13 protein-coding genes are annotated in these 11659 nt (G+C 48.8%); 10 read left to right on the top strand and 3 right to left on the bottom strand.

Going from position 1 to position 11659, the window contains the following annotated elements:
* Positions 1-88, top strand: an 88-nt coding sequence (locus KME11_10655) for a transposase (protein ID MBW4515673.1), incomplete at its 5' end; no start/stop codon positions are given.
* A 21-nt stretch (positions 89-109) separates the two neighbouring features.
* Here the strand turns inward: KME11_10655 and KME11_10650 are convergent.
* Positions 110-802 (bottom strand): hypothetical protein, encoded by a 693-nt coding sequence (locus KME11_10650; protein ID MBW4515672.1) that lies wholly within the window; start codon positions 800-802, stop codon positions 110-112.
* Between the two features lie 248 nt (positions 803-1050).
* Between KME11_10650 and KME11_10645 the strand changes: the two genes are divergently transcribed.
* The 7 genes from KME11_10645 to KME11_10615 all read left to right on the top strand — a co-directional run bounded on the left by KME11_10645 (position 1051) and on the right by KME11_10615 (position 7419).
* Positions 1051-1404, top strand: coding sequence for an iron-sulfur cluster assembly accessory protein (locus tag KME11_10645; protein MBW4515671.1), 354 nt, complete (start codon positions 1051-1053; stop codon positions 1402-1404).
* A gap of 135 nt (positions 1405-1539) precedes the next feature.
* Positions 1540-1962, top strand: a complete 423-nt coding sequence (locus KME11_10640; protein ID MBW4515670.1) for a hypothetical protein — start codon at positions 1540-1542, stop codon at positions 1960-1962.
* Positions 1963-2223: 261 nt separating this feature from the next.
* A complete protein-coding gene (locus tag KME11_10635) occupies positions 2224-2427 on the top strand; it encodes a hypothetical protein (protein ID MBW4515669.1) in 204 nt (67 codons plus the stop codon).
* Positions 2428-2629: 202 nt separating this feature from the next.
* Positions 2630-2884: a hypothetical protein gene (locus tag KME11_10630; GenBank protein MBW4515668.1), complete on the top strand. Its 255-nt coding sequence runs from the start codon at positions 2630-2632 to the stop codon at positions 2882-2884.
* Between the two features lie 11 nt (positions 2885-2895).
* Positions 2896-3348 (top strand): hypothetical protein, encoded by a 453-nt coding sequence (locus KME11_10625; protein MBW4515667.1) that lies wholly within the window; start codon positions 2896-2898, stop codon positions 3346-3348.
* A gap of 29 nt (positions 3349-3377) precedes the next feature.
* Positions 3378-6161, top strand: coding sequence for a CBS domain-containing protein (locus tag KME11_10620; GenBank protein MBW4515666.1), 2784 nt, complete (start codon positions 3378-3380; stop codon positions 6159-6161).
* 121 nt (positions 6162-6282) lie between these two features.
* Complete coding sequence (locus tag KME11_10615) at positions 6283-7419, top strand: citrate synthase (GenBank protein MBW4515665.1); 1137 nt, start codon at positions 6283-6285, stop codon at positions 7417-7419.
* Between the two features lie 85 nt (positions 7420-7504).
* On the opposite strand, the gene lptC is transcribed toward KME11_10615, so the two are convergent.
* Complete coding sequence (gene lptC / locus KME11_10610; GenBank protein ID MBW4515664.1) at positions 7505-8638, bottom strand: LPS export ABC transporter periplasmic protein LptC; 1134 nt, start codon at positions 8636-8638, stop codon at positions 7505-7507.
* 304 nt (positions 8639-8942) lie between these two features.
* On the opposite strand from lptC, the gene KME11_10605 reads away from it, so the two are divergent.
* On the top strand, positions 8943-9737 hold the full coding sequence (locus KME11_10605) for a DUF502 domain-containing protein (protein MBW4515663.1): 795 nt from the start codon (positions 8943-8945) through the stop codon (positions 9735-9737).
* Between the two features lie 63 nt (positions 9738-9800).
* Here the strand turns inward: KME11_10605 and KME11_10600 are convergent, their stop codons facing one another.
* Positions 9801-10775, bottom strand: coding sequence for a DUF362 domain-containing protein (locus tag KME11_10600; GenBank protein ID MBW4515662.1), 975 nt, complete (start codon positions 10773-10775; stop codon positions 9801-9803).
* Between the two features lie 49 nt (positions 10776-10824).
* Here KME11_10600 and KME11_10595 point away from each other — a divergent pair, with 49 nt between their 5' ends.
* Positions 10825-11601 carry a class I SAM-dependent methyltransferase gene (locus KME11_10595; protein ID MBW4515661.1) on the top strand — a complete coding sequence of 259 codons (777 nt, stop codon included), beginning with the start codon at positions 10825-10827 and terminating at the stop codon, positions 11599-11601.
* Positions 11602-11659 lie beyond the last annotated feature (58 nt).

Genomic DNA, 11659 nt, shown 5'->3' with positions numbered 1-11659 from the left:
GAACAAAGATTATGAACACCTTCCGCAGACCTCAGAGACTCTGATCTATCTGGCGATGATCCGGATTATGGTGAGGCGATTGGCGTAAAATCTGACTTGCCATAACTTTTCAAACATCCTCTAAGACTTCAGGAGAGTTATCGGCGGCAAGGACTCGTTCGCGGAAGGTTTTGAGTGAGTCTAGGGAACGGTACAGGAGTAGCCCGTATTCCATGCCTAACATTCCTAAAACGGAAACATAGAGAGTGCCGACATCTTCATAGTTCATTTCGACGGAAATGATTTTCTCTTCATCTAGAAGCTCCCACGGGGCATCTAGCCAGATATCACGAGTGGCGCTCAGCATGGGCAGGATGAGGTCTGCTGGCAGTTCGGGAGGTCTGCCTTGAGCGACGTTTTGGAGCCCCCGAAAGATTTCGTCAATTAGGGGTAGCTCTGGCGCATAGTCAACGGCAATTTCCAGATCCTGTAAGGCTCCTCGTAGAAAAAACTGAATTTCTCGGTTGCAAACAATAATTTTTTGGGGGCGGGCAGGCAGTGTAGAGCTATGGGGGTATTCCATTGCTTGAAGCAATGTCCGAACGATCGCCTCAGGGCCTGTATCTTCCGTTACCACGTCCATGGCTCTTACTATTCCTTCAGACCCGTCTACCCAGATAATGCATTCACCTTGCCCTCTGGTGCTAGATTCTCGTAACACTGAAGTGTCAGGGGCAAGAACGCGGCGATCGCCCTCCCAAACGCTAGGAACCTGGCGCAGTAGCAGAAGACGACGACGGGTAGAGCGATTGAGAGCAGTCATAAAAAAACCAGGTGATATGAGACTTGCTAGTTCCAGTAATTTTAGCGACCTGGGGGGCAATCCTGACGGGGTTGCTATAAAACAAAACCGTTAAGAGCAAAACCGTTAGGGGCAAAAGAATAGCTAGTTCAGCGAAGTAGACTTGAAACAAATAGTCGATTACAGGCGATCGGGTTCATAATAAATCTATCTGGCGACCTGCCGACCCGGTTGCGGAAGTCATTTAACGAAAGGAGTCTTAGACCAACATGACAGAAGCTACTCAGACCCAACAGCGAGGAATTTTAATATCAGAAGCGGCGCTTCGGCATGTGATGGCACTCCGCGAGGGACAAGGTAAAGACCTGTGTCTACGGGTAGGGGTGCGCCAAGGCGGTTGTTCGGGGATGTCTTACATGATGGATTTTGAAGACCCCAGCAAGATTCAAGAAAAAGATGAGGTTTTTGATTATGACGGTTTTAAGGTCGTTTGCGATCCTAAGAGTATGTTGTATCTTTACGGCTTGATGCTGGATTATAGCAACGCACTCATTGGCGGTGGGTTTCAGTTTACTAACCCCAATGCCAGCCAGACCTGCGGATGCGGTAAGTCTTTCTCTTGATTTTGGGCTTGCTGCCTATTGATGCACAAGGAGTCGGGGTTCTCGAAAGAATCTCGGCTCCTTGTGCGTTGAGGGTGCCTAGATTTGCGTTATTCTTTTGAGTCGTCTCTTCCACAATTACTTTAAATTTTTCTTATGACTGAAACGGTTGAAGCTCTTTTTGACCAAGGGCTAGAGCGCTACAACGCTGGAGAATCTGCGGCGACCCTACTGCCCGTGTTTAAGGATGTTTGCGATCGCTCTCCTAAAAGTAGTTCTGCTTGGACTTGCCTATCCTGGTTATATTTGCTAGATAGCAAGCCGTCTCAGGCAGCCAAAGCAGCCCAGAAAGCGATTAAGCTCAATCCTCAAGATCCTCAAGCGCGGGTGAATCTGGCGATCGCCATGCTGGAAACTGCCCAAAAGGGCGTTCGTCAGCACGTTGAAATTGCTGGACAAATCATCATGATTGCCGAAGATCTAAAAGAGGAGGTAGCACATAACTTCGAGCAAGGCTTTACCCGCCGCCCTAACTGGAAAAGTTTACAACAGGTAAAAACCTGGCTGTTTGAAGGTTAGCATCAAAACTTTACAAGAATTTCTGGCTCTCTAATTTCTGCGATCCCGCTCCTAGCAAAGCAGAGCAGGGATCGCTCTTTTTTCTATAAGAGTAGGGATTTCTTCTGTTTAATTAACATCCCTTCATGTTCAATCATAAAAAGTAATGAAAGTCACAGTTTTCTAATGATAAGCTTTAGTGAAGTTAAGGGATTAGCCTGCTTAATACACGGCTTTTACCACTTTGTTGTCTTTAAAATAAGCTTCTCAGGAGTTGTCATTATGGAAAACAGTCTGGTTGGGGTTAAACCGGAGACTCGGAATCACAAAGGCTTTTTTGTACAACATGCTTCATATAAGTTGATGGGTGTAGACCAGTCGGGTTGGGCATTAATTTGTGTAGATGATACGACCTGTCACTACGTTGATCCAGACAACTTACGAAGAGCAAGAATGGACACTGAATTAAGCAATTCCTCTACTTAAATTAAATCAATTTTCTAACTCTTAATATTATGGCTGTTTTCTGAAAGAACGCAGCCATATTTTTTGGGACATTAATTTTTGGTACGCTGGAGAAAGAATTTGTTCTGCTTCTTATTGAGGCAATTTATGCTGAGATCAAAAGCGATGACAGGAAACCAAAGTAAGACTTCTTTTTTGTTTTTAAGGAGCGATCGCCATACCTATGAAACATAAGTTTTTGGAATGGATTAATTGGGCATTGATGGTGAATTTATTTCTAGTGTTGTTCAGTTTCTTTTGGCTAGCGATCGCTGTCATCGGGCACACTTTTAAAGTTCCATTAGGGCTAAACCTTTGGTATCAGCTCTGGGAACCCGTGTTTACACCTGCAATAGGTGTTTTAATGGCAGGGGCACTCCTGAGTGGAGCCGCTAGCTGGGTTAGCAAGCGTTTTGCTTCTAGTAAACAGACATCGTGACGAGTAACAGAATGAGTTTTCTAAATCGCGGCATCCAAGCCACTCAAATGATCGGGATTATCGCCGTCGTGTTGCCTGGACTGGTCATGGTGCCAATTCCTGCATCGGCAAGTCAGCCTCAGTTCATCGCACAGGTCACTCCAACCCCTGATTCTGCCATGACGCCGGTCAATGGCAGGGTGAACATTCGGTTTATCAATGAAACTGGGGCAGATATTGAATATCAGGTGGTGGGCGATACTGAGTATCGGACTTTAGCAGGTGATGGAGAAATGATCCTGAGAGATTTACCTGTTGCCACTTCACTGACTTTCCGGCGCACAGATTCAGGGTTGCTGCGCGTACAGTTTCGAGCCGATGACCCAGCAGGGACAATTGTCGTTAGGGTGAGCGCTACGAACGATTTTGCCCTCGATCGCACGACGCTGTACATTGACCAGCAAGGGATGATTTTCTTTAATTAAGTCTTCATTCCCACCCAAAGTCTTTCCCCATGGACTTAATTCTCTGCCATACCACTGCCGACTTTGACACCCTGGGAGCGGCGATCGCGCTTTCTCTTTTGCAATCTGGGTCGAAAGTGGTGTTGGCAGGTGGGTCGCATCCTACTGTCCGGGACTTTTTAGCCTTACATCGCGATGAATATCCCCTTATTGAGCGACGATCGGTCAATCCTCAAGAGATCCGAGCGCTGTTTGTGGTGGATACCCAATGGCGCGATCGGTTGGGCAAAGCAGCAGAATGGCTGGATCTGCCCATCCCCATCACGGTCTACGACCATCACTTAGATGCAGAGAGCGATATTCTGGCGACTCAAGCTTACATTGAGGCAGTCGGCGCGACCACAACCGTCTTAGTAGAGCGCCTCCAGGCAAACCAAGTGACCCTAACGTCTGCCCAAGCCACCGTCATGGCGTTAGGGATTCATGTTGATACGGGTTCTTTGACCTTTGACCATACCACTGTACGAGATGCCGCAGCACTGACTTGGCTGATGGCGCAAGGAGCTAGCTTGAGGGCGATCGCTGAATATGTTGAACCCGGTCTTTCTGCCGAAGTTCAGGATTTACTTAGTCTTGCCTTAACACAATTGCAAACCGAAACAGTTCAAGGGTTTTCCTTGGCTTGGGTCATGCTAACAGTCGATCGCCATATTCCTGGCTTATCGAGCCTGGCTGCCTGGGTTATGAGCTTAACGAATACCGATGTGTTGTTACTAGCCGTTCACTACCCGGTCAACGAAGCAGGCGAGGAACGGCTAACGGTGATTGGTCGCTGCCGAAGCAGTGCTGGGGCAACTTCTACCGAAGGCATTCACTTAGACAAATTGTTTGAGCCATTGGGCGGTGGCGGACATCCTAAAGCGGCAGCCTTAAGCCTTCGGAGCGTTGAGCCACAAGTCGTTTTAGACACCCTCCTAAGCCAACTGAAAGCACAGATACCGCAACCTCCGATCGCCCGATCGCTCATGTCTGCCCCGGTTCGCACGATTCGCCCAGAAACGACGATCGCTGAAGCCCAACGAATTTTATTGCGCTATGGGCATTCGGGTTTGGCAGTGATGGATCAAGAGCAACTGGTAGGCGTTATCTCTCGGCGCGACCTGGATATTGCCTTGCACCATGGGTTTAGTCATGCTCCCGTTAAGGGCTACATGGCAACGAATCTTAAAACAATTGCGCCCGACACAACTTTGCCTGACATTGAGGCGCTTATGGTGACTGGCGACATTGGACGGTTGCCAGTTCTAGAAGGAGGCAAATTGGTTGGCATTGTCACCCGAACTGATGTATTGCGCCAACTGCATCGGGAGCGATCGGAACTGCGATCGGATCGCCAAGATTTCTCTACCCATCCTCCTTCAAAAGGCGCTTTAACGATAGGCAAAGACCTATTACGAGACAAATTGCTGCCCTCCATTCAGCAAGTCTTAAATGAAGCTGCCCAGCAGGCTGAACAGCAGGGATGGCAACTTTACCTTGTGGGCGGAGCCGTCCGCGATTTATTCTTGGCAAAACCAGAGGAACCGCTTTTAATTGACGATATTGATTTGGTGGTCGATGGCTTTCACCCAACCGCTGGGATGGCTGCTCCGGGCTGCTTCGCAGATACCGCAAGGGTCGCGCCCTCAGATGCTGGGGTTGCCCTTGCCCGATCGCTCCAGCAGACCTACCCCGCTGCCCGGTTGCAGGTACATGGTCAATTTCAAACAGCAGCGGTTCTTTGGCACAACGATCCGCTGTTAGACTCGCTTTGGGTTGACATCGCCACTGCGCGGACAGAGTTTTATCCCTACCCGGCTGCCAACCCAGAGGTTGAAGCTAGCTCAATTCGCCAGGACTTATATCGCCGGGATTTTTCTATTAACGCGCTAGCTGTTCGCCTCACTCAACCGCGTCAGGGCGAAATTCTTGATTTCTTTGGCGGCTTGCTAGATTTGGAAGCTCGGCTGATTCGGGTTCTTCATGCCAACAGCTTTATTGAAGACCCAACCCGGATTTATCGAGCCGTGCGGTTTGCGGTGAGGCTGGGCTTTCAAATTGAGCCGCAAACAGAAGGCTATATTCGTTATGCGATCGCCAGTGGGGTTTACCAGCGCATTCAAACCGACAAAACTCCAGCCTTGCAAACCCGTCTTAAACAAGAGCTAAAGTACATTCTGCAAGCGCCCTACTGGAAGGCAGCGGTGCAGAAATTGTCGGATTTAGGGGCGCTGTGCTGTATCCACGCTGACTTGAACCTTACCGATCAGCTTTGGTGGCGGCTGCGGCTGGGCGATCGTTGGTTGAAGCAGTTCGACCCAACTAGAACGCTGCCCCATTGGCAAGTTTTGTTAGAAATTCTCTTGAGTGCGTTAGAACCTGAGCAGCGATGGAAAACGGCAGAGAGACTACAGCTTTCAGGAGATGCCATTGAGCGGCTGCAGAGACTAGATGAACGAGAAGATGCGATCGCAAGATGCTTCCTGGAAGTCGCGGCAATCTCCTCTGCATCACCCAGTCAGATCGTGAATCTCCTCAGTTCTAACGACTTACCGACATTAATTTTGCTTGCCAGTACCCAACCTCGCCCCATCCGTCGGCACATTTGGAAATACCTAACGCACTGGCGGCACATCAAGTCTCCTCTAGATGGCAATGATCTCAAAGCTCTGGGTTACGCCCCCGGTCGTCAGTATAAGCAAATTTTAGATGCCCTGCTCACCGCTGCATTAGAGGGAAAAATTGCTACCCGTTCTGAAGCAGAGGCATTTCTAGAGCAACACTTTCCTCCTTAATTCATCACTTTATCCCTAAATAAACGGTTCCTAGCCGACAAAACGTAAGATAGAGAGTGAGATAAAGTGAGCAAATTAACGCACCCGTAACGCACAAGTTCTTTTAAGCAGGGCGAAGTTTATGACAGTCTGCGAATATAAACCAGGGCTAGAAGGAATTCCAGCCACTCAATCGAGCATTAGTTTTGTCGATGGTAAGCAGGGCATCCTCGAATATCGGGGCATTAACATTACAGAACTGGCTTATCAAAGTACTTTCCTAGAAACTTCTTATCTGCTCATTTGGGGCGCTTTACCGACGAAAGAAGAGCTAGCAGACTTTGAACATGAGATTTGCTACCACCGACGGCTCAAGTACCGCATTCGAGACATGATGAAATGTTTTCCCGAAAGCGGTCATCCCATGGATGCGCTACAAGCCTGTGCTGCGGCTCTAGGGCTGTTTTATTCTCGTCGCGCCTTGGACGACCCTGCCTATATCCGAGGCGCGGCTGTGCGTCTGTTAGCTAAGATTCCGACAATGGTAGCGGCTTTTCAACTCATGCGGAAAGGCAACGATCCGGTGCAGCCCCGAGACGATCTCGATTATTCTGCCAACTTCCTTTACATGCTGAGTGAGCGGGAGCCAGACCCGTTGGCAGCTAAAATTTTTGATATTTGCTTGACCTTGCACGCCGAACACACTATTAATGCCTCGACGTTTTCGGCAATGGTGACTGCCTCAACGCTAACTGACCCCTATGCAGTAGTAGCTTCCGCAGTGGGAACCCTTGCCGGACCCCTGCATGGAGGAGCGAACGAAGAAGTGATTGAAATGCTTGAGGAGATTGGCTCCGTTGAGAATGTAGAACTGTATGTTGATAAATGTCTAGAGCATAAATCTAAGGTGATGGGTTTTGGGCACCGAGTCTACAAAGTTAAAGATCCACGCGCTACTATTTTGCAGGAGTTGGCGCAGCAACTGTTTGATAAGTTTGGAGGCGATCATTATTACGATATTGCGATCGCCCTTGAAAACGCCGTAGCTAAGCGCTTAGGGGACAAAGGCATTTATCCCAACGTCGATTTCTACTCTGGGTTGGTCTATCGCAAACTGGGCATTCCGACAGATTTATTTACCCCAGTGTTTGCGATCGCCCGTGTCTCGGGTTGGTTGGCTCATTGGAAAGAGCAGCTTGGCGAAAACCGTATTTTCCGCCCCACCCAAATCTATACTGGTTCACACAATACCCCCTACAAGCCCATCGAAGATCGCTAGTTGGCGATCGGCTTGGAGTCAAATCTCTGTTTTGGAGAAATTACACAAATCTTTGCGCTCTGTCCCTACCGACAGGGCGCTTTTGCTACGGAACACGTTGGGGAATAAATTCTGTAACCACGCGACCACCACTAACAACGATGGTTTGATTTTGCAGCTTGCCGACTGCTTTGGGGCCCTTGAGATTCACCGTGGGATTGATTTGATCGTAAATGACGTTGCCTTCTGCAACGATGTTCTGAGTAGCGATATCCCAAGTAAGAGTATTGGCAGTGAGGTGAGATTGATTGCGTTGTCCGTTCGCATGAACATTGCCAGTAAGATAGGCAATCTTAGGCGCTAGTTCCATTCTGCCTTGGTCAGCAGTGAGGGTAACTTGCTGCTCTTGATGAAATACTGTAACGGGCTGATCGGCAGTGAGAATCTGGTCGCCCAGGCTCCAAAGGAGAGAGTTGCCTGTGATCCGTACCGATGGCTCGGAGAGGATCAGCCTAGCGTTTTGCCTAAGTTTGACCATTTTTGTAGCAAGATCAACATCGGCTTTTTCAGAGGTCGCGTTGTCGGTGACTTGCTTACCTTTAAGCCGTTGAATTTGGATAGGCAAAACGCTAGTAACTGTTTTTTCCTCCATTTTCCAAACCAACTTTTCACCTTGCATTTGCAAAGCGGGATCAGTGGCGATCGCTACAACATTTCCTAGCAGATCGACCCGTCGCTGACGGTTAAACACGGTTGCCTGGTCTGCCGACATTTTAAGTTGAGGGTGCGTTCCTCGTAAATTTTTGCGAATCACCAACGTATCTCGTTTGGGTCGCCATTCCATTTCTTCGCCTCGCAGAACGGCACCGTTGCGCGTATCAGTTGCCACTACGTCGCCTGTCAGGAAAATGCGATCGCCATCTTTCCGCACTTCGCCTGCGTTTGCCTGAATTTTGTAGATCGGCTTGCCGTCTTGATAAAGCTGCCCATAAGGACTTTTAACTTTGGCGATCGCCCGATCGGGGGTATAAACCGCTTGCTTCGCCTTCACCTTCCACAACGTCTGCCCTTTTTCGTCAGGCTGCTCAATGGTGATGTTGTTGAAAGTTAGGTTTGTATCAATTTGCTGCGCCGCCGAACTATCTTGTGCCAGCTTATCAGCCGCTCGGTTTGTCGAGCGACAACCCGCTGTCAACATCAATACGACAACGCTTAATGCCAGCATTTTCCGAATCTGCACTTGTTTCCTCCAATGGCAAGCCGCAAATTGCGGGACAATGCCTCTCCATCCTATGCGATTAGATCTAATCAGACGCGTCATACACCCAAGAAGATTCCAATGGGGCAAATGTTAACTAGAATACTAAATACGCAGGCTGGCGCTGACCTGAGATAATACTATGAACTCGCAACGAGCAAGATGCAACCGAGGAGCTTACTACTAAATTCCGAACCGCATACAGCCCACTCAGGTAGAACTTTGATACAATTGTTTATATATTTAACAAATGTTCATGCATCCTGAACTCAGGATCAAGTGAGCGCTGTTAAAGCTCAAGGAGCATAGAAAGTTGTCTGTTATCCAACGTCTCAAGCAGGACTTTAAGAACGATCTAATTGCTGGGCTGCTAGTTGTCATTCCTTTGGCAACTACCATCTGGTTGACCATCACCATTGCTCGTTGGGTCATTGATTTTTTGACGCGGATTCCCAAACAGATCAATCCCTTCAACGATCTCAACCCTATCTTGGGGAATCTTCTAAACTTTGTCGCAGGGTTGGCGGTGCCACTGCTGTTCATTCTCATTATGGGATTAATGGCACGCAACATTGCTGGACGCTGGCTACTAGATTTTGGTGAGCGGGTGTTACAGGCAATTCCTTTAGCAGGTGCCGTTTACAAAACCCTGAAACAACTCCTAGAAACCTTGCTGAAGGATTCGGGTGCTAAATTTAGACGAGTGATCTTGGTAGAGTATCCTCGTAAGAACATTTGGGCGATCGCTTTCGTGACGGGCGTTTTGAGTCCTCAAATTCAGCCTCATTTTACAGGCAATATGTTGAGCGTCTTTATTCCTACTACCCCCAATCCCACCACAGGATGGTACGCCATCATTCCTGAAGATGAGGTGGTTAACGTCTCAATGTCGATTGAAGATGCCTTTAAGATAGTGGTGTCGGGTGGCATTGTCAGTCCTGGAATGGTCAGTCCTGGATTGGTCGCTCCAACTTCTGGGAGTGGCTACGAGGGACGAAAATTAGAGCCGTTACTAGAAGCTCCTCTCCCTGAAATGAAGCGGCAGGTTTACTCTGGGGTACCTAGCGAAGAAGAACGCTAGGAGTTATGCAGGCTGTCCCGCTTGCTCGCCTCAAAAAACTAGAGGGGGAGTTTGGTTCAAGATTCATGACTTGGCATACATCTCCATTGGCTCTTTGATGAACCGAATATAAAGATGCTTGAACGTGGACTTAAGTACCCGTGGCGCCCCAAAGTCGATAGGAACTAACCTCTCAGGAAATTTCCAGTCTAAAACTTGAAGGTCTTGGGGCGATCGCTCAGGATATTTAATCTCTGTCAACTCTGGACAAAGCCCCAGCCTTTGAGCAGCGGTGATAGTGGGAATGGCAGCAGGATCAGCATTCAAAATTTCTACTACGGTTCGGTCTAAAGCAAAAACGTTGCTGGAAGCGGCTAGCAGCCCCAATACACGAGGTTCGCCGCCACTAGGGCCGTTTCCTTCATGCCCCACAATGCCATCTAGAATAGTCAGATTAGGGGCGATCGCTCGGGCTGTTTCTACCAGCATTGTGCCAAAGCGGTCACTGTCTTTGCCTGCCTCTAGGTGCCACCAAGCCTTCATTTTGCCAGGAACGCAGCCGAACAGATTCTTGACTCCCATGGTGAGCGTCAATTGAACGTGGGACTTCACCTTTGGTAAATTAATGACTACATCTGCTTCCATTGCCTCTTTAGAAATCAACAGATGCCCAAAGTCCTTGCCAATACTTTGGTAGCGCTTGCCCTGAAAGTCCACAACGGGCAGCAAGAGTTCTTCTAACAGCGGCGCGTAGCCATTGGCAACTGCAACGCCTTTCGCGCTTCCAAACGCCGGACTGTCTCCCAAAAAAGGCTTCCCGCCTGCTTCTCGAACCATTTGAGCAATGCAGTAAACAATTTCTGGGCGTGTGGTGCATTCTCGCCCTGGTCGGCTGCCCATGAGAAGATTAGGCTTGAGGAGAACGCGATCGCCCAATTTAACAAATGCATCCATGCCGCCCAATGGCTCCAACAATTGCTCTAAGTCGGCTCTAAGCTGCGATTGCTCATAGGACACTGCCCGAACTAAACTAACCGTTGGTTTCAGGGTTGAGGTCATTGCTTATCTCCTCACAAATTACTTTCATTACCATAACGAGTAATCGCCCATGGAAGATCTCTCTTTCGTCCTCCATACTCAAAATCCTCAGCAGCGCTTTTCCAATCGGGCTGAAGATTACGCCAAATATCGCCCTAGCTACCCAGCGGCGGCAATTGACCAAATTTTGGCAGGGTTAAGGCAACCTGTTGCGGCAGATGTTGGAGCAGGCACAGGTATTTCGGCAAGGCTTCTGGCAGACCGGGGAGCGGAGGTTTGGGCGATCGAACCTAACGCAGCCATGTATGCAGCTGCGCAACCTCATCCGCACGTCGAGTTTCGACAAGGTTCGGCAGAACAAACTGGACTCGATCCTCAATCTGTTAACTTAATCACCTGCTGCCAAGCTTTTCACTGGTTTGAACCGATCGCCACGCTAGCAGAGTTCCATCGCATTCTCAAGCCGGGCGGCCAATTGGCGCTGATGTGGAACGAACGAGATGAAACCGATTCGTTTACCCAGGAGCATAATGAAATCATTCGTGTGGCTGCCGATCGCCAATTTTTCGATTCTCCCAGTCGCAAATCTGCAACGCCGCTTGCCGAAAGCCCCCTTTTTATCAACTACAGAGCTTACACGTTTCCCTTTGTCCAATCCCTTAATCTAGAAAGCTTAACTGGCTTAGCTCTTAGCTCTTCCTACATTCCCAAGGAAGGGGCAGCCTATGAGCGAATGATTGCTGAGCTTCAGGCATTATATGATCGGTGGGTCGGGCGATCGGTAGGAGATTTTGTGTCCTTGGCGTATCGCACAAGTTTGTATTTAGCTGATGCCAAAATTTTGTAGACAAAGTATCTGCTATCCCTGAACCTTTAGACTTCTAGACAGCCACGCCGAATATAGC

It is taken from the genome of Timaviella obliquedivisa GSE-PSE-MK23-08B (assembly GCA_019358855.1).
Taxonomy (GTDB): Bacteria; Cyanobacteriota; Cyanobacteriia; order Elainellales; family Elainellaceae; genus Timaviella; species Timaviella obliquedivisa.
The sequence above is the reverse complement of the archived record's forward strand: the minus strand, read 5'-3'. Positions and strand labels throughout refer to the sequence as shown.